The organism is Beijerinckia indica subsp. indica ATCC 9039, from assembly GCF_000019845.1.
Taxonomy (GTDB): Bacteria; Pseudomonadota; Alphaproteobacteria; order Rhizobiales; family Beijerinckiaceae; genus Beijerinckia; species Beijerinckia indica.
Genome location: NC_010581.1, coordinates 732,871 through 754,960 on the forward strand (window position 1 = coordinate 732,871; position 22,090 = coordinate 754,960).

General features: G+C 58.2%; 22 protein-coding genes. 14 read left to right on the forward strand and 8 right to left on the reverse strand.

The annotated features are described in order from the left end of the window. Positions 1–72: 72 nt before the first annotated feature. The 6 genes from BIND_RS03355 to BIND_RS03380 all read left to right on the forward strand — a co-directional run bounded on the left by BIND_RS03355 (position 73) and on the right by BIND_RS03380 (position 7,399). Positions 73–2,616, forward strand: a complete 2,544-nt coding sequence (locus BIND_RS03355) for an LPS-assembly protein LptD (RefSeq protein ID WP_041778390.1) — start codon at positions 73–75, stop codon at positions 2,614–2,616. Positions 2,617–2,694: 78 nt separating this feature from the next. Continuing rightward, on the forward strand, positions 2,695–3,708 hold the full coding sequence (locus BIND_RS03360; protein WP_244395952.1) for a SurA N-terminal domain-containing protein: 1,014 nt from the start codon (positions 2,695–2,697) through the stop codon (positions 3,706–3,708). A 191-nt stretch (positions 3,709–3,899) separates the two neighbouring features. Then, on the forward strand, positions 3,900–4,778 hold the full coding sequence (gene rsmA, locus BIND_RS03365; protein WP_041777903.1) for a 16S rRNA (adenine(1518)-N(6)/adenine(1519)-N(6))-dimethyltransferase RsmA: 879 nt from the start codon (positions 3,900–3,902) through the stop codon (positions 4,776–4,778). Between the two features lie 116 nt (positions 4,779–4,894). Beyond that, the gene (locus tag BIND_RS03370) at positions 4,895–5,998 is read left to right on the forward strand and encodes an NADH:flavin oxidoreductase/NADH oxidase (RefSeq protein ID WP_012383663.1); all 1,104 of its coding nucleotides are present in this window, start codon (positions 4,895–4,897) and stop codon (positions 5,996–5,998) included. 78 nt (positions 5,999–6,076) lie between these two features. After that, positions 6,077–6,625, forward strand: coding sequence for a DUF1269 domain-containing protein (locus tag BIND_RS03375; RefSeq protein ID WP_012383664.1), 549 nt, complete (start codon positions 6,077–6,079; stop codon positions 6,623–6,625). Positions 6,626–6,697: 72 nt separating this feature from the next. Next, complete coding sequence (locus BIND_RS03380; RefSeq protein WP_148210543.1) at positions 6,698–7,399, forward strand: MgtC/SapB family protein; 702 nt, start codon at positions 6,698–6,700, stop codon at positions 7,397–7,399. Positions 7,400–7,422: 23 nt separating this feature from the next. On the opposite strand, the gene BIND_RS03385 is transcribed toward BIND_RS03380, so the two are convergent. Further along, the gene (locus BIND_RS03385; RefSeq protein ID WP_012383666.1) at positions 7,423–8,898 is read right to left on the reverse strand and encodes an exopolysaccharide biosynthesis polyprenyl glycosylphosphotransferase; all 1,476 of its coding nucleotides are present in this window, start codon (positions 8,896–8,898) and stop codon (positions 7,423–7,425) included. 296 nt (positions 8,899–9,194) lie between these two features. Between BIND_RS03385 and BIND_RS03390 the strand changes: the two genes are divergently transcribed. The 4 genes from BIND_RS03390 (at position 9,195) to BIND_RS03405 (ending at position 11,856) form a co-directional block, all read left to right on the forward strand. Next, positions 9,195–9,707 (forward strand): hypothetical protein, encoded by a 513-nt coding sequence (locus BIND_RS03390; RefSeq protein WP_012383667.1) that lies wholly within the window; start codon positions 9,195–9,197, stop codon positions 9,705–9,707. Positions 9,708–9,715: 8 nt separating this feature from the next. Then, positions 9,716–10,432: a ribonuclease T2 family protein gene (locus tag BIND_RS03395; RefSeq protein ID WP_012383668.1), complete on the forward strand. Its 717-nt coding sequence runs from the start codon at positions 9,716–9,718 to the stop codon at positions 10,430–10,432. 3 nt (positions 10,433–10,435) lie between these two features. Further along, positions 10,436–11,281, forward strand: coding sequence for a 23S rRNA (adenine(2030)-N(6))-methyltransferase RlmJ (locus tag BIND_RS03400; RefSeq protein WP_012383669.1), 846 nt, complete (start codon positions 10,436–10,438; stop codon positions 11,279–11,281). A 362-nt stretch (positions 11,282–11,643) separates the two neighbouring features. Further along, positions 11,644–11,856 (forward strand): cold-shock protein, encoded by a 213-nt coding sequence (locus BIND_RS03405; RefSeq protein ID WP_012383670.1) that lies wholly within the window; start codon positions 11,644–11,646, stop codon positions 11,854–11,856. On the opposite strand, the gene BIND_RS03410 is transcribed toward BIND_RS03405, so the two are convergent. Both BIND_RS03410 and BIND_RS21175 read right to left on the reverse strand, forming a co-directional pair. Further along, complete coding sequence (locus BIND_RS03410; protein WP_012383671.1) at positions 11,853–12,770, reverse strand: hypothetical protein; 918 nt, start codon at positions 12,768–12,770, stop codon at positions 11,853–11,855. The genes BIND_RS03405 and BIND_RS03410 overlap by 4 nt on opposite strands. Positions 12,771–12,827: 57 nt before the next feature. Beyond that, positions 12,828–13,541: a hypothetical protein gene (locus tag BIND_RS21175; protein WP_012383672.1), complete on the reverse strand. Its 714-nt coding sequence runs from the start codon at positions 13,539–13,541 to the stop codon at positions 12,828–12,830. A gap of 93 nt (positions 13,542–13,634) precedes the next feature. Between BIND_RS21175 and mtnA the strand changes: the two genes are divergently transcribed. Next, the gene (mtnA, locus tag BIND_RS03425) at positions 13,635–14,723 is read left to right on the forward strand and encodes an S-methyl-5-thioribose-1-phosphate isomerase (protein WP_012383673.1); all 1,089 of its coding nucleotides are present in this window, start codon (positions 13,635–13,637) and stop codon (positions 14,721–14,723) included. 22 nt (positions 14,724–14,745) lie between these two features. Here mtnA and BIND_RS03430 read toward each other — a convergent pair whose 3' ends face one another. The 3 genes from BIND_RS03430 to hisD form a co-directional block, all read right to left on the reverse strand. Beyond that, positions 14,746–15,198, reverse strand: a complete 453-nt coding sequence (locus tag BIND_RS03430) for an arsenate-mycothiol transferase ArsC (RefSeq protein ID WP_012383674.1) — start codon at positions 15,196–15,198, stop codon at positions 14,746–14,748. Positions 15,199–15,303: 105 nt separating this feature from the next. Continuing rightward, a complete protein-coding gene (locus BIND_RS03435) occupies positions 15,304–15,816 on the reverse strand; it encodes a UPF0262 family protein (protein ID WP_050763895.1) in 513 nt (170 codons plus the stop codon). Continuing rightward, a complete protein-coding gene (gene hisD, locus BIND_RS03440) occupies positions 15,776–17,113 on the reverse strand; it encodes a histidinol dehydrogenase (RefSeq protein ID WP_012383676.1) in 1,338 nt (445 codons plus the stop codon). Before hisD ends, BIND_RS03435 begins: the two co-directional genes overlap by 41 nt. A gap of 380 nt (positions 17,114–17,493) precedes the next feature. Between hisD and BIND_RS03445 the strand changes: the two genes are divergently transcribed. Together BIND_RS03445 and BIND_RS03450 are read left to right on the forward strand one after the other, a co-directional pair. Next, positions 17,494–17,976 carry a hypothetical protein gene (locus BIND_RS03445; RefSeq protein WP_012383677.1) on the forward strand — a complete coding sequence of 161 codons (483 nt, stop codon included), beginning with the start codon at positions 17,494–17,496 and terminating at the stop codon, positions 17,974–17,976. 134 nt (positions 17,977–18,110) lie between these two features. Beyond that, entirely contained in the window at positions 18,111–18,461 is a 351-nt protein-coding gene (locus BIND_RS03450) for a hypothetical protein (RefSeq protein WP_012383678.1), read from the forward strand. Here the strand turns inward: BIND_RS03450 and BIND_RS03455 are convergent. Then, on the reverse strand, positions 18,452–19,177 hold the full coding sequence (locus tag BIND_RS03455) for an NUDIX hydrolase (protein ID WP_012383679.1): 726 nt from the start codon (positions 19,175–19,177) through the stop codon (positions 18,452–18,454). The two genes, BIND_RS03450 and BIND_RS03455, sit on opposite strands and share 10 nt — an antisense overlap. 160 nt (positions 19,178–19,337) lie before the next feature. Here BIND_RS03455 and BIND_RS03460 point away from each other — a divergent pair, with 160 nt between their 5' ends. After that, on the forward strand, positions 19,338–21,167 hold the full coding sequence (locus BIND_RS03460; RefSeq protein ID WP_012383680.1) for an ABC-F family ATP-binding cassette domain-containing protein: 1,830 nt from the start codon (positions 19,338–19,340) through the stop codon (positions 21,165–21,167). Between the two features lie 42 nt (positions 21,168–21,209). Here the strand turns inward: BIND_RS03460 and BIND_RS03465 are convergent, their stop codons facing one another. Further along, positions 21,210–22,082: a LysR family transcriptional regulator gene (locus BIND_RS03465; protein ID WP_012383681.1), complete on the reverse strand. Its 873-nt coding sequence runs from the start codon at positions 22,080–22,082 to the stop codon at positions 21,210–21,212. Between the last annotated feature and the right edge of the window lie 8 nt (positions 22,083–22,090).

Consider the following 22,090-nt stretch of genomic DNA (forward strand, 5'->3'; position numbering starts at 1 on the left):
AGGGTTCGTGGCTTTTGGTGTTCCGCGGTCTTGTCGCCATCGATTCTGGTCGTGGTCTTGTCGGGAATCGGCATGTCCGCTTTGTTCGACGCCGCTGCGCTTGCCGCGCCGGCGAATGCGGATGCACGCGCCCAAAAAGCCACTGTCCCGGCCGCCGGATCTCCAGCGGGCCAAGTGTCTCCCGCCAATGAAGCATCGCCGCCCAAAAAAGAACGGATGCTCGTTGAGGCGGCGGAAATGCGTTACGATGCCGAAAAGGACACTGTCGCCGCCGTCGGCAATGCTCAGGTCTATCTGGATGGCCGGGTGCTCGAGGCTGATCGGGTCACCTACGAGCGCAAGACAGGACGCGTCTATGCCGAGGGTCATGCGAAAATGACCGAGCGTGACGGCAGCGTCATGTATGGCGAGCGTTTCGACCTGAGCGATGATTTTCGTGACGGTTTCGTCGAGAGCTTGCGCTACGAAAGCGCGGATAAGACCTATTTCAGCGCCCCGCATATGGAACGGATCGCCGAGGATACGGCGGTCTTCGACAAAGGCACCTATACGGCCTGTAAGCCCTGCCAAGACAATCCCGACCGGCCGCGATTCTGGCAGGTGCGGGCCAAGCGCATCGTTCACAAGAACGATGAGCATATGATTTATTACGAGGACGCATCGCTGGAACTGCTTGGCATTCCCCTCGCCAGCATGCCGTTCTTCTCGAGCCCAGACCCGACGGTCACCCGCAAATCCGGCATTCTCTCGCCGCATTATCTCAATAAAAGCCGTCTCGGCTATGGGGTAGGGGTGCCGATCTTCTGGGCGCTCGCGCCCAATTACGATATTACCGTGACGCCAACGGCCTATTCGGAACAGGGCTTTTTCGGTAGCGCCGAATGGCGCCATCGGCTCGAAAACGGATACTACTACATTCGCGGCAACGGTATTGTGGAAAGTAATCCCTATGCCTTCCCTGCCTCACCCTGGGGATCGGGCAGCCATCGTTCGCGTGGCGATCTGGAAAGCAAGGGCCAGTTCGCGCTGTCCGACTATTGGAAATTCGGCTGGGAATTCACGCTGCTTTCGGACAAATGGTTCCTGTGGGATTATCAGGTTTCAACCCAGACGCTGTCGTCCAATTACATCGCCGAATCGACGTCCACCGTCTATCTCACGGGGCAGGCCGATCGCGGCTTTTTCGATCTGCGCGGTTATCATTTCACGGGCCTGTCGAGCCATGACTTCCAGCCGCAGCAACCCTGGGTGCGGCCGGTCTGGGACTATAACAAGACCTTCGACATCGATCCTGAAAAGACCCATGGCATTGGCGGCCAGGCCGAGGTCAATTTCAATCTTACGAGCCTGTCCGCAGCCTCCGCGAGCTATCAGGCCGTCGGCCCAAGGCAATTGGATAGTGCTTATAACCTCTATGACATCTGCAATAATTATCAGCCGGGCCGTACGAACGGTGATTGCCTCCTGCGTGGCATCGGCGGTGATTATACGCGCGCGACACTCGAGACATCTTGGAAACGCAAGATTGTCGATCCGCTTGGTGAAGTCTGGACGCCTTTTGCCTTCGCTCGTTTCAATGGGCAATGGCTCAATTTGAATACGACAAACAGCTATACATTTTCCAATGGTGTCACCAGTTCGACCTATACCAACGCCTCGCAACTGGCGTTTCTTGGCAATCGAGCCTCGGCTTTCTATGGTCAATTCACCCCCGGGGCCGGGCTTGAATATCGCTATCCGCTCTTTGCCAAGACCAGCATAGGCACGCTGACCGTCGAACCGATCGGGCAGATCATTCTGCGTCCGAACAGCCAGATTGGCTATAATTCGCTCGTCAATCTCGATGCGCAAAGTCTGGTCTTCGACACATCGAATCTCTTCGAGTGGAACAAGTTTTCCGGTTACGACCGTTTCGAAAACGGCATCCGCGCCAATTACGGCGGTCAGGCGATGTTGACTTTCGACAATGGCGGCTATGCAAGCCTGATCGCCGGACAATCCTATCAAGTGGCTGGTCAGAATGCTTATGCCACGCCGGATGCGGCCAATGTCGGCTTGAACTCTGGTCTCGATACGCGCTTGTCTGATTATGTCGGCTCCTTCACGATCGCCCCATCCTCGGCCTTTGCTTTGACGGCTCAGGGCCGTTTCAATGTGGATACATTCGCGCCGCGGCGTATCGATGTCATTGGGACTTACAATCTCGGTGCCTGGACCGGTTCGGTCCAATATGCCAATTATACGCAACAGCCGGAAATTGGTTATGACGTTCGCCGCCAGGGTCTGTCAGTGAGTTCGCGCTACCAGATCAATGATAATTATTTTGTCCAGGGTAATATCACCTTCGACATGACCCGGCATTTTTATCCGCCCGATATTATCGGTAACACGCACCCAGCCCTGTTCTACCCGGCGAGCTATGGCATCAGCGGCGGTTATCAGGATGACTGCACGACCTTCAGCTTGATGTATAATTCTTTCGATCAGGACACGGGCAGCGGCACATTGTATCGTAACCAGACTTTCCTTGTTTCCTTTCAATTGCGAACATTGGGAGAATTCAAGTTCAGCAAGGCGTTTACGAATTACAATACGCTCGATGGCGTGAAATATTGATCGCCCGGGCCATCTGAAGCGCGCGTGATTTCGGGGGCCGCGCAGAGACGAAACGGATTAAAAGGAAGACGTATAACGATGAAAACAGCCGGCCGTTTCTTCCGGCAAGCTCTTGCCGTCGCTCCTGTCGCGCCACGAGATCGCTTCTCTCCAGTGTTCGGCCCTCGCCCGATGAGATTCTTGCCAGGCCTTTTGGGTCTGTCATTGTTGGGCCTGTCCTCGTTGGGCATGGTCGTGGTGGGTTCGACCGATGTCCAGGCACAGACGATCATTGCGAGCATCAATGGTGATCCCATCACCAATATAGATGTCGATGAACGGATGAAAATGCTGCGGGTTCTGCGCAAGCCCGCGACCCGTGAAGCTGCGATGGAGAGCCTTTATACCGATCGGCTCGAGACCCATGAAGCGGCCCGCTACGGCGTCAAGCCGAAGGATGCCGATATTGGCCAGGAAATCGTCCGTGTCGCGCAGGAGATGAAGGTGCAACCCGAGGCCCTGATCGCGGCCTTGCAGAATGCCGGCGTCTCTCCAGATCATTTCAAGGCCCATTTCGGCGCTGATCTCGCCTTCGGTGCCTTGGTTGGCGCCCTGAACAAGGGGGTTGAGGCCAGCGAAACGGAAGTTCGGAAGGAATTGGCGAGGCAGGGCGGCAAGGCGGCGGCTGGAACGGAATATACCTTGCGTCAGGTCATCTTCAGCTTGCCCAATAATGTCGCGCCCGCCGCAATCAATGCGCGTGGGCAGGAGGCCGAGCAATTGCGCCAGCGCTTCGCCGACTGCGAGTCGGGTGAGAAAATGGTCTTCGCATTGAATGATGTGACGATCCGTGATCCGATCCGCCGCACCTCTACCGAAATTAGCGAAGGCTTGCGCAATCTTCTCGACAAGACCCCCGTTGGCCATCTCACGCCGCCACAACGCTCCAGCGCGGGTCTTGAAATGATCGCCGTCTGCCGCAAGGGAGCGGCGCTGGATGACACTGCCCTGCGACAGCAGATCTCGCAAAAGATTCTCGCAACGCGCTTGTCGGCGGATCGCGCCAAGCGGCTGAAGGAGATGCGTGACCATGCGGTCATTGTGCATCCGTGATGAACGTATGCACCGGCACCCATTCAAGAATCGAGTGCACGCCAAAATATGGATTATGCATCCTCTGAATGTATCAGTGCATTGGGCGCTTTTTCAAAGAGCCGTGCCCTCGGACGCAGCCTTGCCAATCCGGCGAGCCTGATCGCGGTGCTTGAACGCGTCTGTTGGCTCGCCGCATGTGCTTGTGCTGCATGAGTGCGACAAAGGATGATCTGCCGCCTTTGCGCGAGGTCGTGGCGACCTATGGTCTTGCCGCCAAAAAGGCGCTTGGCCAGAATTTCCTCTTCGACCTTAATCTGACGGGCCGCATCGCTCGCGCTGCGGATCCTTCAAAGACGGCGCTGATCGTGGAAATCGGCCCGGGTCCTGGAGGTTTGACGCGCGCTCTCCTGGCCGAGGGAGCGCCCAAAGTCATCGCCATCGAGCAGGATGAGCGTTGTCTGCCCGCCCTCGCTGAAATTGCCGCGCATTATCCGGGTCGGCTGGAGGTCGTCGCCGGTGATGCCCTGACCACGGATCTCGGCTTATTGGTCGCTTCTTACCGGCCGGCCAGGATCTGCGCCAATCTGCCCTATAATATCGGCACGGCTCTGCTCACGCGCTGGATCGAGACCGAGCCCTGGCCGCCTTGGTTCGATCGCCTGGTGTTAATGTTTCAGCGCGAGGTTGCCGAACGCATCGTGGCGACTCCTGCGCAACGGGCCGATTACGGCCGACTGGCGGTCCTGTGCAATTGGCGTTGCGAGACCCGCATTCTTTTCGATGTCTCGCCTTCCGCTTTCACACCGCCCCCCAAGGTGACCTCGGCCGTTGTCGAACTCGTGCCGCGTGCCGAGCCGCTGACTTGCGACCGGGAAAAGCTCTCCGCCGTGACCCAGGCCGCCTTTGGGCAGCGTCGTAAAATGCTGCGGCAATCGCTCAAAAGTCTCTTGGGAGGGGGAACATCTGCCTTGATCGAGGCTGCTGGTCTTGCACCGACCCTGCGAGCCGAAGAGGTTGATATAGCCGGATTTGTCGCACTGGCCCGGGGAGATTTCAGGCTGCCGGCTACAGAGCACGTGCTAAAATAGCAAGAAAATTTGTGGGATTCGCACGGCCTTGTCTCTTCACGGAATCCTGACTACCGGACCTCGTGCTGATCATGCGATCCTTCCACAAATGAAACAGGGAACATCCAGGGAAAGCCATGAGCACGCCATACCTCTTCACGCCTTTTCAGGTCGGTTCCTTGGCGCTGACCAATCGCATTATCATCGCGCCAATGTGCCAATATTCGGCCGTGGATGGCGTCGCGCAGGATTGGCATCTCATCCATCTCGGCAATCTGGCTCTGTCTGGCGCCGCCCTATTGACCATTGAGGCGACGGCGGTTTTGCCCGAGGGCCGCATTTCCTATGCGGATATTGGCCTCTGGGACGATGTGACAGAAGCCGCCCTGCGCCGCACGCTGGACGGTGTTCGCCGCTATTCCGATATGCCGATCGGGATGCAGCTTGCACATGCGGGACGCAAGGCTTCGACCGATCTGCCCTGGAAGGGTGGGGCCAAAATCGCCGCCGATAAACCCAATGGCTGGCAAACGGTCGCGCCCTCGGCCGTCGCTCTTCATAAAGGCGACACGCCACCCACAGCGCTCGACAAGGATGGACTGATCCGTGTCCGCGAGGCCTTTGCGGAGGCCGCGAAGCGCGCCGGCCGTCTTGGCATCGATCTCGTGCAGATCCATGCCGCGCATGGCTATTTGCTGCACCAATTTCTGTCGCCGATTTCCAACCAGCGCACGGATGACTATGGCGGCAGTCTCGAAAACCGGATGCGTTTCCCCCTGGAAGTGTTCGATGCCGTGCGGGCGGCCTTTCCGGCCGGACGGCCGGTGAGCGTTCGGGTTTCTGGCACGGATTGGGTCGAGGGTGGCTGGGAGGTCGAGCAGACCATTGCTTTCGCCAAGGCGCTCGAAGCGCGGGGATGCGACGCCATTCATGTTTCGAGTGGCGGTCTCGCCGCGGAACAGAAGATCCCGATCGGTCCGAGCTATCAGGTGCCGCTTGCTCGAGCTGTCAAGGCGGCCGTCAAAATACCGGTTGTCGCGGTCGGTCTCATCACCGGCTATGAACAGGCCGAGGCAATTGTCAGTACGGGCGACGCGGATCTGATCGCGCTCGCAAGGGCTATTCTTTATAATCCGCGTTGGCCTTGGCATGCGGCCGCCTATTTCGGCGCCCATGTCAAAGCGCCGCCGCAATATTTGCGTTCGCAGCCGCATCAATTTCGCGACTTGTTTCTCAGTTGAGAGGAACGACTGGGCCGTAACTGACTTTAATACAAGTGGCCAAAAGACTGAAAGAAGAAGCCCGGGGGGGGGGGGGATATGGCGGAAATGATCGTCGTTGGATTCGAGGATCCTTTCGAGGCTGATCGTGTCCTCACCGAATTGCTGCACATGCAGACCGATGATCTCATCGAACTCGAGGAAGCGATCGTCGCCGTTCGGGGGCCGGATGGGAAGATCAGGGTTAAACAGCAGCATGACCTGACGACGCTCGGCGCGGCCTCTGGTGGTCTTGCCGGTGCCATGTGGGGGACAGTGATTGGCCTGCTGTTCCTCAATCCCTTGCTCGGCTTCGTCACGGGTGGCGTGATCGGGGCGGGCACCGGAGCTCTGTCGGGCAGTCTCCTGGATTATGGGATCAATGATGAATTCATCAAATCACTGGGCGAGAAGTTCAAGCCCGGGAGTTCTGCGCTCTTGCTGCTGATCCGCAAGGTCGAACCCGAAAAGGTTTTGGCCCATCTGTCTCAGTTCAATGGGCATGTTTTGCGCTCATCCTTATCTGCCGAGCAGGAGAAGAAATTCGAGGAGACGTTCGGCAAACGCGAACGGCCTGCGATCGTCGCCGCCGCTGTGCCGACCCATTAAACAGATCGAAGATCACGGGTCTCCCGGTGTCTCCAATCAGGACGGGGCGCCGGCAACCGGGCAATGTCACTCATGCCCCTTGATCCTACTTTCGCGGATATCATTGTCCGTCTGGCTTTGACCCTTCTGGCTGGAGCCTTGATTGGTTTCAACCGGGAAACGCATGGCCATACCGCCGGTTTGCGGACCACCATGCTCGTTGGTCTCGCGGCGGCGGTGACCATGACCTTCGCCGATATTCTCGTGACCACGACCGGCAAGACTCCGACCTCGTTCGTGCTGTTCGATCCCATGCGTTTGCCTTTGGGTATTCTGACTGGGGTCGGTTTCATCGGTGGCGGCACCATTTTGAAACAGGGAGCCTCGATTACCGGCATTACCACGGCGGCAACGCTCTGGATCATGACCGCGATTGGGCTTTGCTTCGGTGGTGGGCAATTGCGACTTGGAGGCCTCGCAACCGGCCTCTGCCTCTTCATTCTGTGGGTCATGAAATGGTTCGAGCGAAATTTATCGCGCAAACATATGGCCCTTTTGGTGATCGTCTCTCCTGTCGATGTTCCTGAAGAGGATCTCAATCGATTAATCGGCACCATGGGATATCAGGCGCGTTTTCAGCGTTCGCGCCTCCACCCAAATGAAAAACAAAGAGAAATCTGGTTCAAAATCGAATGGTGGCAACCTCTGTCCATGGAGCCTTCGCGCGATTTTCTAAAAGCGATCGAAAAGATCTACAGAATCGACAGGTTCGAAATGTTGCGCTCCGAGGGATAGGATTTCCGCTGCGACCCTTGGGATCAACGCGCATTTTCATAAGCCTTGCGCGACATGATTGTGCACCAGAGAATTTTGATATCGAGCCAGATCGTCCAATGATCGATATAGAACAGATCGTGTTCGATCCGCCGGCGCAGGGATTCCTGATCGACTTTGCCGCGCAATCCATTGATCTGTGCCCAGCCAGTAATACCCGGACGAACATTGTGGCGCCGCGCATAAAGCGTCACTTCGCGCTCGAACATCTGATCATGCGCCATGGCATGCGGGCGTGGGCCGACGAGTGACATATCTCCCAGCAAAACATTCAAAAGCTGAGGCAATTCGTCGATGTTCCATCGACGCAGAAAGCGGCCCAGTTTCGTCACGCGTGGATCGGCGGCTTTTGCTTGTTCGACATGACGCCCATCTTCGCGCACATTCATCGTGCGGAACTTGAAGATCGCGAAAGGCTCCTGATTGAACCCATAACGGCGCTGACGAAACAGGACCGGCCCTGCGCTGTCGAGCTTGATGCCGATGGCGACCACTGCGAACAGGGGAGCAAGGAGCAGAAGGGCCAATGTGGCCATGAGACTATCGAACGAACGTTTGGCGACGACCTTGGCCCCGGACCAAGGCTGCTCGATGGTGAGCCCCGCGAGCGATCCCATTTTGACGACGCGGGCATCGCTGTACCGTCGCAAGGCGTTTTCCGAGCCGAGATGCAAAGCTGCAGGCACGCGGCGGAAGGCGGAAACGCAAGGGTCGATCGTTTCGCTGTCCCCCCAAGGCACCAGAATGAAAATATCATCCGGCCGCAGCAGGCGCGCGGTGGCGGCGGCGAGTTTCAGATCATCCTCCAAGCTCTCGCGGCCCCGCAGGACGGATGCTGTCACGATCTGCATGCCCGTGACATCGGCGTCCTGATGATCCTGAAAGGCGGCGATTTCGTTTTCGTAGCCGACCAGAAAGATGCGCCTGAGGCTGAGCCGGCCCTTGGTCGCCTCGGCACGCAGGCAATGGCGCACCAGACGATGGTTTAGAGCCAGGACCACGCCACCGAAGAGCAGAAAGCTCAAGGCTTGCAGCCGGGAAAGTCCTTCGAGAAGGGCGAGGAAAAAACCAAGGGTGGCGGCGAGGCAAAAAGCCATGCCCCAGAGTTTCAGGACCGCGCTATCCGAGGATTGAGCCGAAAGTCCCCGCGCTTGGGCATAGTCGCCGCGCGCCGCCGCCATGCCGATGAAAAGGAGGATGGTGAGCAGGCCGAAAGGGAGCAGACCCTGTTCCCATCGTATTTTGGTTACGAAGATTCCCGCAAGACTCTCAAGTCCCGCCATCAGGGCGAGCAGAACCAGCAGAAGAAGCAAATCGGAGAGCGCTGCACCGATTTGCCAGGTGGTGCGGCGAATGCCGTGCCGAGAGGACCGGCTGTGGCGAAAGGAAGAGGTCCAGCGGGCGAAAGCCGCTATTGGCGAGGAAAGGGAAAGGCCAGTATGGGGATTGTGGACTATCATGAGTCAAATCCAGACAGGTGATCAAATCGGGACGGCGATCATTTCAAAATGAAACAAGATTGGATGTCGAAACGGGCGAACCAGGGCTATTTCTCTGGGACAAAGGGCTTTCGCACCTTTTCCTGACCTTTTGGCAGCAAGGCACATACCCGCAAGAAAGGCTGTCTGGACCTTTCCTGTGGGGCTTTTCGGCTTGACCTGGGGAGACGGGCGAAGCATCGTCTGGCTTGCGACCCGCGGGGGTGTCGGTCATGATTTGCCGATGAGAAGCCTCGAGAATCAGTCGCGGAACGGCAATGACGGAGGGTGTTTTGAGCCGAATGAACCTGTTCAGGATCAGCCTGCCCGGGATAAGCTGGAAATTTGCCTCTCCGGCATGTCTGCTGTTCGCGGGGCTGGGCATTGGCCTGATGATCGGCTCCGCCGTCTCGGCCCGTCCGCTGACGCCGGCCGAGCGGCGCTATAATACATTTAACGGCCTGATCCCCGCTTGTGATGATCCTTTCGTGTTCAGGCGAATTCAGGGGCTATTCCAGGCGCGCGAAAGCGAGTTCTGGAATAGCGGTCTCGCCATTACCGGTTTCGACAATGTGCGGGAAACGGGCTATCGCACGACCGGCGAGGATTATATTCCCCGTCGCTATTGCTGGGCGCGGGTCGTTCTGAACGATCAAAAGCCGCGTGAAGTCTCCTATGCGCTCAGCCAGGACATGGGTTGGTTGGGCATGGATGTCGGCGTCGAATGGTGTATTACCGGGCTCGACCGCAGCAATGGTTTCGGAGCAGATTGCCAAAGCATCCAGCCCTGAGGTTCGGCGTGGCGAGGCTTCTTTCCCGCACTTGGTGCGCGCTTGCAGCGGCCTTGCTCGCAGTCTCGGTTATGAGCGCCAGCCCGCTGCCCGCCGAGGCGCAAAATTGCGGATCGCGATCTTGCGCGGCGAGCGGTGAACCAGGCGACTTCGATTTCTATCTTCTCTCCCTGTCCTGGTCGGCGACCTATTGCGCCAACCATCGGGCGGATGGCGCGCGCAGGCCGTCCTCCCAATGCCAGGATGGAGGCGGGCAGGGATTCGTTGTCCACGGCCTATGGCCGCAATATGAGCAGGGCTATCCATCCGCCTGTCAGCCCTCAGCGCCTGCACCGTCCTGGTTCATTTTGCGTGAGACGGGGGATCTTTATCCGGATCCCGGACTCGCCCGGCATGAATGGCGCCAGCATGGGTCCTGTTCCGGCAAAACGCCCAGCGCCTATTTCGATGATGTGCGCCGGGCGCGCGATATGGTCACCATTCCCGAAATCTTTCGCGGTGACGGGGCAGGGTGGGTAAATTTGACAGGCAATGAGATCAAACGCCGGTTTGTCGAGGCCAATCCGGGGTTGCGCGCTGATATGCTGACCCTGACGTGCCGTGGCTCCCTGTTGAGTGAGGTCCGTGTCTGTCTCACCCGCGATCTGCGCGGTTTCCGGCCTTGTCCTCAGGCTATGCCGCAGGCCTGTCGCGCCTATCAAATCTCCGTGCCGAAGCCGTTCTGAACCTTGAACTATCGCCACGATTTTCACGCCGGCAATTTCGCCGATGTGTTCAAACACATCATCCTGGCGCGCGCCTTGACCTATTTGGGGCGAAAGCCAAAACCCTATCGTGTCATCGATACGCATGCGGGCAGCGGTCTTTACGGCCTGGCGGATGTGCGGGCGGAAAAGACGGGCGAATGGCGTCAGGGCATTGGCCGCTTGTTGGCCGCCGATTTGAGCGGTGACCTTGCGGCTTTGCTCGCGCCCTATCTCGCGATCGTCGCGCCCCTCGTTAAAGCCGACCCGCCCACCTATCCAGGCTCACCCCTGATCGCTCGCCAGTTGATGCGGCGGGAAGACCGTTTGCAATGCTGCGAATTGGAGCCTTCCGCCGCGCTGCGGCTCAAAACCAATTGCGGCGAAGATGCGCGCTTCCGTTTCGCCGCGATCGATGCCTATACCGGGCTCAAGGCCTATATTCCTCCTGTCGAGCGGCGTGGACTCGTGCTGATCGATCCACCTTTCGAGAAGCCGGATGAATTTGAAACTTTGGCCAAAGCTCTGGTTGAAGCCTGGCAAAAATGGAGTTCCGGGATCTATCTCGTTTGGTATCCGGTCAAAGAGCCGCGCCGCGTGGATCATTTCGTGGCGGCCCTCCGCGACGCTGGAATAAAACGCCTGCTGCGGCTCGAATTGCAGGTCGCTCCGCTTGCGCCACAAGGTCCGCTCGTTCGCAATGGTCTTTTGGTGATCAATCCGCCCTTTGGCCTTGATGAGGAGGCGCGGATCATCTTGCCGGCGCTCGCCTCTCTCTTGTCCGATGGACAGGGCGGTACTTCCATGGTGGAGTGGGTGAGCGGTGAATAGGCCTCAGCGAAGAGCCAAGAGCAGGGTCATGTGGCTAAAGCCATAGGGTTTGTCTCACCCGAGAACAGCTTCGGCGTAAAGGCCGCATCATCGTCGGGCTGGTGCGGAACACCATTGGGCACAGCGCAAGAAGGTTGATCCCGCAGCGACACTATACATGGGGGAAAACCCTTAAGGCGGGCGCAAACAAATTCATAAAAATCGACAAGTCCCGCTCAAACTCAGCCGGGGCTCAAGCGTTGTGCTTAAAGTGCTTAAAGTGTCCGGGCTTGGACCACGCAAGGGGCAGGGTCTGATCTGCCTGGACTCACCGGCTGGCGTCGCATCGAGCGATCGCGGCTGGTCAGGGGAGGAAGGTGTCCATGTCGCAGCAGGGAACGGTTAAATTCTTCAATTCAGACAAGGGTTATGGTTTCATCAAGCCGGATGATGGCGGGCGCGATATTTTCGTGCATATCACCGCGGTCGAGCGCGCCGGTCTTCAGGCGCTGAATGAAGGCCAGCGTCTTTCCTATGAGATTGAACCGGACAAGAAAGGCAAAGGCCCCAAGGCCGTCGATCTGAAGGTGGATTAGTCGCGGGCGGAATCGACAAGGCCTTGATTGGTGATCACAACCCAGCCTTGTCCCCTTTTTTCGATAGACTGGACACGGCCGGCGCCGGGAATCATCTCACCGCGCGCGACCTGAAGCGCTCCCTTTTTCCCTTCGACGAGAGCGATGCCTTGATAGACATCGCGGACCACCCAGCTCGAGATCAGGGTCGGTTTCCTGTCCTCCGTATTTGGCTTTTCCGGCTTGACGGGGGGGAGCGGAACGGGTGCCTTGTCCTGCTTGGTGATATTGTCGAGCTTGGCGACGCTGGTCACACCCTCTTGGCCGCGCTGCGGCTCGGCGCGGGCCTCCTCGGCCTTCAAGAGCTCGGCCGAATGGGCGATCTTGGCCTTCAACCCTTGCATTTCCTGCGTGTCGTCGCGGACTGTTTTATGCAGCTTGTCGAGGTCTTGCTTGAGCGAGCGGACTTCCTGGCGCAAGCTTTCGATCGTATCGCTTTGAGGAGCCGCTTGAGGCGCGGGTTGGGCGGCGGCTTGTTGCGGCGCATGCGTTGAGGCGGCTGCCGGCGTCTTGGCGGGAGGCGTGGTCGTGGGCGATGACGTCAGAAAATGCGTCGCGCCCATATAGCCGAGCCCTAAAAGGCAGACGAGCATGGCGGCTTGAGAGAGACGGCCAAGGACCTTTTCGGAAAAAGCCTGTTCGGTGGCGTCTATTGCGGCCTCAGGACGTGTTGCCCCCTCGTGGAGCGAGAAACGGATGTCGTCATGGATGGCGAAGCCGGAAGGATCCGTCCATTCAAAGCTCTCGGGCTGCTCGCCGTTGGAATTCGCGCTATGGGAATGCTCGGCGCGATGTTCGGGAAGCCTTTCCGGCGAAGGACCGGAAAGCCGGCGCATTGATGGGTCTGGTTCTGAGGAGGTGCCGGGACTGTCCATGATGCGCGCCCTGAACATAGAGAGAGGGAAATATAAGCATTTCGACTTAAATTTTTCTTAAATCCAGGTCTTGCGCCAAGGCATGGAAAAGCCGAACGTTAAGCTGTTTAGAATCGACCTTCGCAAAAGCGTGGCGTCGAGCCTGGACCTATGAGCCAAGGCTCCGCTTGGATCTTGGTAGACAGGATTTCCATAATCTTGTCTGTTTTGTGATCGGCGGGATCGGAACCATCCGACCCCATCATATCGTCCCGCCATTCGTTCCCCATTTGCGCATGCCTTAAGCGCAGCAAATTCTTCAGAAAGTGGGGTCCAACCTTTTTGGTTTGATGCAGCAAGCTTTCCCTTTCTGGAAGATCCCGATCTGTTCATCTTCTCTTGATGGCCTTGATGAGCGCCATAATCGAACCGATGACGGGATTTGGGATTAAAGCTTGGAAAGAGGAGATTTATATGTCCAGAACCCTTTGTCTGAGCATTTTCCTTGCTTTTCTGGGCCTGGGTACGGCCTTCGCCCAATCGTCCAGGAATGATATGGGACCGCCCGACACCAGCAGGTTGCTCCGTGGCCGCAATATTACAGGAACGGGCGCGACGGTTCCCCATCCTGGCGTTCCTCAGGGAAGTGGTCCAACGGAACTCGACCTCAATATTCAAAAACGCGATAATCAGGAATTGCGCAGCATTTGCAGCAATTGTTGAGATCGCGGCACCGCGTGGCTGATCCTTTGAGAGGATGATCACGCGCTGAAACAAGGGTATGGAGAGCATGTCCCGATCCTCTCGAAGCGGGATGTGCTCTTGTGGAACCTATGCTATTTCAGGCTCTCGATCGTGGATGCGAGAGTGTGGGAGCTGGGTCTGATGCGCGTCAATGGTGAGCCATTCAAATCGATCTGGCCTGAACCGGATCGCTCCCGCGTCAATATTATTGATCAAACCCAATTGCCGCATGTCTTTGCCGTGGCGCATTTGCGCACTCTCCAAGAAGCGGCGCATGCCATCAAGGCCATGCTGGTGCGCGGTGCCCCGTTGATCGGGGTCACGGCGGCCTATGGTCTTTCGCTCGCCTTGCAAAAAGATGCTTCCGATGACGGTTTGCGTCGGGCGAGCGAGATTTTGCTGGCGACGCGTCCCACGGCCGTCAATTTGCAATGGGCCTTGCGGGAAATGGCTGACAAGCTTCTGGTCTTGCCACAGGAACAGCGCGCCGAAGCAGCCTGGAACCATGCCGGCGTGCTCGCTGAGGATGATATTCGTCTTTGTGAGGCCATGGGTGATCACGGCCTGGTTTTGATCGAGGAGATTGCTCGGCGCAAACAGGGCGAACGCGTCAATATTCTCACTCATTGCAATGCTGGCTGGCTCGCCACGGTCGATTGGGGCACCGCGACCGCGCCCATGTACAAGGCGCAGGAAGCCGGAATTCCGATTCATGTCTATGTCGATGAGACACGTCCGCGCAATCAGGGCGCCTCGCTTACGGCTTGGGAGCTGGGACAGCATGGTGTGCCGCATACAGTCATCGTTGATAATGCCGGCGGCCATCTCATGCAGCATGGTCTCGTCGATCTCGTGATTGTCGGCACGGACAGGACCACGGCGAGCGGCGATGTCTGCAATAAAATCGGCACTTATCTCAAAGCGCTGGCGGCTTTTGACAATGATGTGCCCTTCTATGTCTGCGCGCCTTCACCCTCGATCGATTTTTCGATTTCAGATGGTCTGCGTGACATTCCGATCGAAGAGAGATCACCCTTGGAAGTCACGCATCTGAAGGGGCTGACGGAAGACAAGCGTATCGAGACGATCCGCATCACCCCGGAAAACAGCGAGGCCTTGAACTATGCCTTCGATGTGACGCCGGCTCGTCTGGTGACAGGCTTGATCACGGAGCGTGGCACCATCGCCGCCAATGCCGAGGCTCTCGCGAAAACTTTCCCCGACCGATAGGGATTCTCAAGGCTGGCGCTGTCTACAATCCGCCGATCGGGCGATAGTCCAGAAGCTCCTCGATCCGCGTGAGAAGCCCATCACGTACCTGTCTATAGGCATCCAGAATATGATCGCGCGATCCTTCCGTTGCGGAGGGATCGATGGTTGGCCAATAGATAACGTCCACGGCGAGATGCCGCGTGAATTCGAGGGCTTTATGGTGCGCCTCGGGTGACAATGTTATGATGAGGTCGAAACTCGCGTCCTCGAGATCCTCGAATGTATGCGGTTTATGCTTCGTCATGTCGAGGCCGATTTCTTCCATGACGGCGATTGCAAAGGCGTCTTTTTCGCCGTGTCTCACACCAGCTGAAGCAAAATAGATGCGCTTACCGAAATAATGCCGGCCAAGCGTCTCGGCCATCGGCGAGCGCACGGCGTTCTGACTGCAAGCGAAGAGAATGGCTTGGGGCCGGCTCTTGAAGGTATTCACTTTCTCAACCCGGTCCCCGCATGCGATCAATAATCATGAAAACCACAATCATGACAATTGATGGTCAAACCCCTCTCATCTTTGACAGAATTGGATATCTTTATCTTACCCTTTCCAATGCAAGGCCGTCACGAGCGTAAACAAACGTCGCGCCGTATCCATGTCGCAGGAAATCTTGCCGTTCAATCGCTCCATCAGCAAGCTCGCCGCCTCATTGTGCAGACCGCGCCGGCCCATGTCGATCGCTTCGATCTGGGTCGGAACAGCGGTCCTGATGGCTTGATAATAGCTTTCGCAAATCAGGAAATAATCCTTCAAGAGCCCGCGAAAGGGCGTCAGCGACAGGACATGCACGGCGGCTTGTTCGCCCCGCGCATCGCGGATGTCCAGGGCGAGCTTGGCGTCGTGCAGCGAGATGCGCAGGCTGTAGGGGCCGTTGTCGCGACCAGGCAAAGCAAAAAAATTCTCGTCGAGCAGATCGTAAATGGCGATCTGGCGTTCGTGTTCCTGATCCGCTGTCCCCGCCCCGATCGATGCCTCGTCGAGCGTCACGGAAACCAGGCGATCGCGCGGCGATTTATGACTGGTGTTCATGAGCGCCTTGACGATGAGGATCATGAGCGGATTGATCGAGGCGGATCGAAACGGATCGCGCATGCGCCTCGAGACCTTCGGCCTCACCCAGCGCGACCGCGGCTGGGCCGAGGCTCGCGAGGCTTTGCGGCGTACATTTCAAGATCGATGTCCGTTTCATGAAATCGAGAACACCGAGGCCCGAAGAGAAACGCGCCGAGCGCGCGGTCGGCAACACATGGTTCGAGCCGCCGACATAATCGCCGATCGCTTCCGGCGTATATGCGCCCAGAAAGATCGCGCCGGCATTGCGTATCTCATCGCTGAGCGCTTCCGGCCGCGCGCACATGAGTTCGAGATGTTCCGGCGCCAGCCGATCGGCAAGCGTGATGGCCTGTTCAATCTGTTGGAGCAGGATGATCGCGCCGAATTTGTTCCAGCTTGCCGTGGCAATCTCCTGGCGCGGCAAGCTGGCGAGCTGACGGGTGACGGCGGCCTCGACCGCGTCGGCGAGTGAAGCGTCATCCGTCATCAGGATGGATTGAGCGGCGGTATCATGTTCGGCCTGAGCGAGAAGATCAGCCGCGATCCAGTCCGGATTGGCGGTTTTGTCGGCGATGATGAGAACTTCGGACGGACCGGCAATCATGTCTATGCCCACCGTGCCGAAAACCCGGCGCTTGGCGGCGGCGACATAGGCATTGCCGGGCCCGACGATCTTCGCGACAGGGGCGATGGTTTGGGTGCCATAGGCCAGGGCCGCGACCGCCTGGGCGCCGCCCACACGATAGATTTCATCGATACCGGCCAGATGCGCCGCGGCGAGAACCAGGGGATTGACCACGCCGTCGGGCGTCGGCACCACCATGACAAGACGCGGCACGCCGGCCACTTTGGCTGGCACGGCATTCATCAGGACCGAGGATGGATAGCTCGCCGTGCCGCCCGGTACATAGAGGCCCGCCGCTTCGACCGGCCGCCAGCGCCAACCGAGTTCAACGCCAAGAGAATCGGTGAAATCCTCGTCGCGCGGTTTTTGGCGTTCATGAAAACGCACGATGCGCGCATGGGCGAGCGCTAGGGCCTCGACGACTTTCGGATCGCAACGCGTGAGCGCCGCTTCGACCTCCTCCCGGGGAATGCGGGCGCCTTGCGGGCCGAGGGTGACCCGGTCGAATTTGAGGGAATAATCGGCAAGTGCGGCGTCGCCCCGTTCCTTGACATCGGCGATAATCGCTGCGACCGCGTGATCGACATCCGCCGCCGCCTCTCGCTTCATCGCCAACAAAGCCTGAAACGACGTGCTGAAATCGGTTTTACGCGTATCGAGCCGAAACGGCATAACCCTCGTTCTCCTGACTTGATGATTGAGTGCTTGAGAGGGACCTCTGTTCACTCTTGAAACAATGTCTTGCTCGCAAAGGCTGGCGGCACAGTGGTGTTAATCTTCCCGGGTCCAGGGAGCAAGCGAGAGCGGGTCCGTAACGGGCGCCATGGTGGTGCGGGCGGCTTTTATATGACCAGCGGTTCTCTTATCATGATTCAGCCGTTTTCGTCTGCCTTTCCTTGCGAAATGAGGCGAGTTCTCTCTTTTGCCACATTCGCCACATGTTTTTTCATAGCCAAATGCGGGTATCATGCTCGGGGTCTTTGTAAACACTGCAAATCGTCTCAAAAAGGGGGCCGATTTCGGGATGGATTGGATGCTCCAATGAGGCCGCGATGATTGAAACGGAAGCTGACGGGACGCGCCGTTATTTGAAAGACGGCCAATTGCATCGCCTCGAAGGACCGGCGATCGAGGCCCCTGACGGCAGCACGGAATGGTTTTTCGAGGGCAAGCGCCATCGCGAGGGTGGTCCGGCCATCGAGGATGCCAGCGGCTTACAGGAATGGTTTCAGAACGGGGAATTGCATCGAGAGGATGGCCCTGCGGTCATCGATCCTGACGGCGATCTCGAATGGTACCAGCACGGCAAGCGTCATCGCGATGATGGACCCGCCATTGAATATGCCGATGGCGGCAAATTCTGGTTGCGCCACGGCCTGTTGCATCGAGAAGATGGACCGGCCGTCGAGCGGAAAGAGGGCGAGAATGAATTCTGGCTCAATGATCGGCAAATGCTTTTCGAGGAATGGCTTGACGCGCTCGGCTTAACCGACGATGGCAGACAAGCCTTACTGGACAAGCTTTCAGGTGAGTGACCCCGTTTGGCCGTCAAAAGGACGGAAATGGTTTTTTCGACGCTCATCAATCCCGGAATTGACATTTTCAAACACGGAAATCCATTGCCAGCATGAGGAGGTGAGGGGTGATTTCAACGGGTACGAGGGAAACGATGCAGAAGGTGCGGCTTGCGTCCACGGCTGGCGCGCTCTTGCTGGCGCTCGGGCTTGGCGCCTGCAATCAGACGACGGCGGCGAACCAGCCCCAGGTTGTGGCGGCCGCTGTGCCGACAGGGACGGCTCCGCGGCCTGATTTACCGCCGCAGGCAGCCTGTACCAAAGATTATGATCACTACCAGGATATTTTGAAGGCCGATGTCACGACTGGCAACGTCGACCAGAAAGTCTATGAACAGATCCAGGGTGAATTGAGCAAGGCGTCATCGGCTTGCGCCGCCGGCCGCGACGGTGAGGCCTTGGCGCTCATCCGCGCATCCAAATCGAGGCATGGCTATCACGCTTGATTCAATTGATCTTGTAGATAAGTCAGGATGAAGCCCGGCATATGGGCTTCATCGAGATCGCGCGTCGAGGAGACGGGGACGAGCGCAGAAAGTTCCGGCAGGTCTTGCGGCGCGATAAAGCGTGCGAAATGCTCCTGCAGCGCTTGAGCGGACAAAGGGCTACGCACGCGTTTCATGCAAGCAAGGCGCGGCAGGTCGAAGACGAGGGTCCAGCCGGGTTCGATCGTCACATCGGCGGGGCCAAGGCCGGTTTCTTCCTCGAGTTCGCGCAGGACACTTCCCTCGAGATCGATGATCGTGCCGCGCAGATCCTCGGGATCGGGCGTGCCGGCGGGAAAATAGACGCGCCCGGGATTGGCCGTATGGAGGTTCATCTGGCCGAGCATGAAGGCGCCATCGGCCGAGACCAGCGCCGCCATGGCGAAACAATTATAGACAGCGGTGCCGGGGAAGCCGAAATCGCGCCAGGCCATGAAGGCCTTGTAATCTGCCTCGAATCCTTGGCCGGTGAGCCAGCGTCGATTCTCTCGCGTGGTCAGCGCATAGTCATGCATGAGCAGGACGCGGCCGTTGAATAAATGCGGATTTTTATCGGTGAGCTTGGTCCAATGCCGGTCGATCTCCGCCGCTTGATCCAAGGCAAAATCCCAAGGTTTTTCGACATGCTCATAGAAAATGTCGTCGACGGTCTCGATGCGGGCAGGGGAGGGTGGCATGCCAGACCTTTGGTTGCGGCGTTTCGCGGAGCCATCGTTGACAGGGCGGGCCTTTTGCCGACACAACGCTCTCGTCCAGCGGAGTGAATATTTCCGCGAATGAGGCTCAGCCTTTAGGATCATGCCACACTCATTGATGCAAGGGATTTGACTTCAACCCATGGCCCCACCTCTTCTGCTGCTGCAAAACATCATGCTGACGCTCGGCGGCAAGCCCTTGCTGGAATCGGCCGAGCTGTCGGTCACGGCGGGCGCGCGGGTCTGTCTCGTCGGGCGTAATGGGTCCGGTAAATCGACGCTCTTGAAGATTGCGGCGGGTCTCATCGAGCAGGATGGGGGCACGCGTTTCATGCAACCGGACGCCTCGATCCGCTATCTGCCGCAGGAGCCGGATTTTACCGGTTTCGCGACCAGTCTCGCCTATGTCGAGGCGGGCCTTGGTCCCCTGGATGATCCCTACCGCGCCCGCGCGCTGCTCAATGATTTGGGTCTCACCGGCGAAGAAGATCCAAACACGCTTTCGGGTGGCGAAGGTCGGCGCGTGGCGCTTGCCCGCGTGCTGGCGCCGGAACCCGATGTTCTGCTTCTTGATGAGCCAACCAACCATCTCGATCTGCCGACAATCGAATGGCTGGAAGGGGAATTGAAAAGTCTGCGCTCGGCTCTCGTCATTATCAGCCATGACCGGCGGTTCCTGCAAAATCTCTCGCGCCAGACGGTGTGGCTCGATCGTGGACGCACGCGCACGCTCAACCAGGGTTTCGCCGGTTTCGAGGCCTGGCGCGACCAGGTGCTCGAGGAGGAGGAACAGCAACAGCACAAGATGGACCGCAAGATCGCGGCTGAGGAAGACTGGCTGCGTTACGGCGTCACGGCGAGGCGCAAACGCAACCAGAAGCGTCTTGCCAATCTCAATACCATGCGGAGCGAGCGTCGGGCGCGTCAGTCGCGGTCAAGCGAGGTCCAGCTCATTGCCACGGAAGGCAAGGTTTCGGGCAAGCTCGTCATCGAAGCGGAGGCGATCTCCAAATCCTATGGCGCGCGCGAAATCGTCAAAAATCTCTCTCTGCGCGTGCTGCGCGGCGACAGGCTCGGCCTTGTCGGCGGCAATGGCACCGGCAAGACCACTTTGGTCAAGCTCCTGACCGGAGCGTTGCCACCCGACGAAGGCACGGTCAAGCTCGGCGCCAGCCTGCAAATGGCGACACTCGATCAAGGCCGCGCGAGTCTTGATCCGCAAATCTCGCTGAAGGACGCTCTGACCGGGGGCGGCAGCGATTTCGTCGAAATCAATGGCGAGCGCAAACATGTCATCGGCTATATGAAGGATTTCCTCTTCGGGCCGGAACAGGCGCGCACGCCGATCGGGCAATTATCAGGTGGCGAACGCGGTCGGCTCATGCTCGCCAAGGCTCTGTCGCAGCCCTCGAACCTCCTCGTGCTGGACGAGCCGACCAATGATCTCGATCTCGAAACGCTCGATCTGTTGCAGGAAATGCTGAATGATTATCAGGGCACAATCCTGCTCGTCAGCCACGACCGCGATTTCCTCGACCGCGTGACAACCTCGGTCCTGATGTCGGAGGGGCGGGGCCGCTGGATCGAATATGCGGGCGGCTATTCCGACATGCTGGCGCAAAGGGGTTTTGGCGTGGAACAGCGCCAGAACGCCGCCAAACCCAATGGGAAAGGAGCGGCCAAGGCGGACGCCGCGCCCCTGAGCTCGGAGAAAAGCGGGGAGAAACCTACTAAGCGGCGCTTGAGTTTCAAGGAGAAACATGCGCTGGAAACCTTGCCGGCCAGGATCGATGAATTGCGGGCGCTGAAGGATAAGTTGCAGAAGATCCTCGACGATCAGGATCTCTATCACCGAGAGCCAACAAAATTCACGCAGGCCAGTGAAGCCTTCGCCAAAGCCGACGCGGCCCTCAATGCCGCAGAGGAGGAATGGCTGGAACTTGAAATTCTGCGCGAGGAAATCGGTGGGTGAAGGCGGTTTGGTCCCCCTGAGCCGGGCAGGGGAGATAGGTCTTTAGACATCCCTATCTGTGGGACCACGGCTTTGCGCAAAGACTTCGCGCAGCCATTGCGAGACAGCCTTTACGGGTGCTGCACGTTTGAGATCTGAATGCACCACGAGCCATATGTCCCGCGAAATCAACCGCGCATCCTGGAAGACCGCAACCAACTTCGGGTCGGACAGTGCCATGAAGTCCGGCAATGCAGCGATGCCTGCGCCGGCACGCGCGGCCGCCTGCTGAATTTCCAGACTGTTGGCATAAAACGAAAAGGACCGTCCCTTCGCAAACTCCTCAAGCACTGTCTGTTGGGGAGATGAGGCCAGCAGTCCATCAGAGCCGATGAAGTGCCAATTCTCTTCTGCCGTAATGGCCAGATAGTCGGGACTGGCATAAAGCCGAAAGTTCATCTTCCCCAGTTTCGTGATTGTCAGATCACCGCTTTCAGGTCGGCTCAAACGAATGGCGATATCTGCCTCGGCTCGATCAAGTGAAGCCGTGCGTGCCTCACCGATGATCCTGATCGTCAGCCGTGGATGATGCTTTTGCAAATCGACCAGTGGTGTGGTCAGGGTCTCGACGGCAAGGGCGGGTGGAGCACTGATCGTGATCGTTCCAGACAATTCGGACCGCGCGCCATCAGCGGTTCGACGGACAGCTCGCGCTTCAACCTCCATCCTGTCGGCGATGGCGGCTATTCGTTCGCCCTCGGTCGTTAAAGTCCATCGTCGTCCACGCCGGTCGATGAGGGCAATGCCTAGATAGGCTTCCAGCGATGCGATGCGGCGGGCAACAGTCGCGTGTTCGACGCCGAGCATTCGAGCAGCGGCGGACAGGGAACCGGCCGAGGCCAAGGCACTGAAATAGCGAAGATCGTCCCAGTTCATCGGTTAAA

Bases quoted from the DNA above. Each gene is read 5' to 3' on its own strand.
- BIND_RS03355 (WP_041778390.1), top strand. From the start codon at position 73: ATGTCCGCTTTGTTCGACGCCGCTGCGCTTGCCGCGCCGGCGAATGCG.
- BIND_RS03360 (WP_244395952.1), top strand. From the start codon at position 2,695: ATGAAAACAGCCGGCCGTTTCTTCCGGCAAGCTCTTGCCGTCGCTCCT.
- rsmA (WP_041777903.1), top strand. From the start codon at position 3,900: ATGAGTGCGACAAAGGATGATCTGCCGCCTTTGCGCGAGGTCGTGGCG.
- BIND_RS03370 (WP_012383663.1), top strand. From the start codon at position 4,895: ATGAGCACGCCATACCTCTTCACGCCTTTTCAGGTCGGTTCCTTGGCG.
- BIND_RS03375 (WP_012383664.1), top strand. From the start codon at position 6,077: ATGGCGGAAATGATCGTCGTTGGATTCGAGGATCCTTTCGAGGCTGAT.
- BIND_RS03380 (WP_148210543.1), top strand. From the start codon at position 6,698: ATGCCCCTTGATCCTACTTTCGCGGATATCATTGTCCGTCTGGCTTTG.
- BIND_RS03385 (WP_012383666.1), bottom strand. From the start codon at position 8,898: ATGATAGTCCACAATCCCCATACTGGCCTTTCCCTTTCCTCGCCAATA.
- BIND_RS03390 (WP_012383667.1), top strand. From the start codon at position 9,195: ATGACGGAGGGTGTTTTGAGCCGAATGAACCTGTTCAGGATCAGCCTG.
- BIND_RS03405 (WP_012383670.1), top strand. From the start codon at position 11,644: ATGTCGCAGCAGGGAACGGTTAAATTCTTCAATTCAGACAAGGGTTAT.
- BIND_RS03410 (WP_012383671.1), bottom strand. From the start codon at position 12,770: ATGGACAGTCCCGGCACCTCCTCAGAACCAGACCCATCAATGCGCCGG.
- BIND_RS21175 (WP_012383672.1), bottom strand. From the start codon at position 13,541: ATGCTCTCCATACCCTTGTTTCAGCGCGTGATCATCCTCTCAAAGGAT.
- mtnA (WP_012383673.1), top strand. From the start codon at position 13,635: ATGCGCGTCAATGGTGAGCCATTCAAATCGATCTGGCCTGAACCGGAT.
- BIND_RS03435 (WP_050763895.1), bottom strand. From the start codon at position 15,816: ATGATCCTCATCGTCAAGGCGCTCATGAACACCAGTCATAAATCGCCG.
- hisD (WP_012383676.1), bottom strand. From the start codon at position 17,113: ATGCCGTTTCGGCTCGATACGCGTAAAACCGATTTCAGCACGTCGTTT.
- BIND_RS03445 (WP_012383677.1), top strand. From the start codon at position 17,494: ATGATTGAAACGGAAGCTGACGGGACGCGCCGTTATTTGAAAGACGGC.
- BIND_RS03450 (WP_012383678.1), top strand. From the start codon at position 18,111: ATGCAGAAGGTGCGGCTTGCGTCCACGGCTGGCGCGCTCTTGCTGGCG.
- BIND_RS03455 (WP_012383679.1), bottom strand. From the start codon at position 19,177: ATGCCACCCTCCCCTGCCCGCATCGAGACCGTCGACGACATTTTCTAT.
- BIND_RS03460 (WP_012383680.1), top strand. From the start codon at position 19,338: ATGGCCCCACCTCTTCTGCTGCTGCAAAACATCATGCTGACGCTCGGC.
- BIND_RS03465 (WP_012383681.1), bottom strand. From the start codon at position 22,082: ATGAACTGGGACGATCTTCGCTATTTCAGTGCCTTGGCCTCGGCCGGT.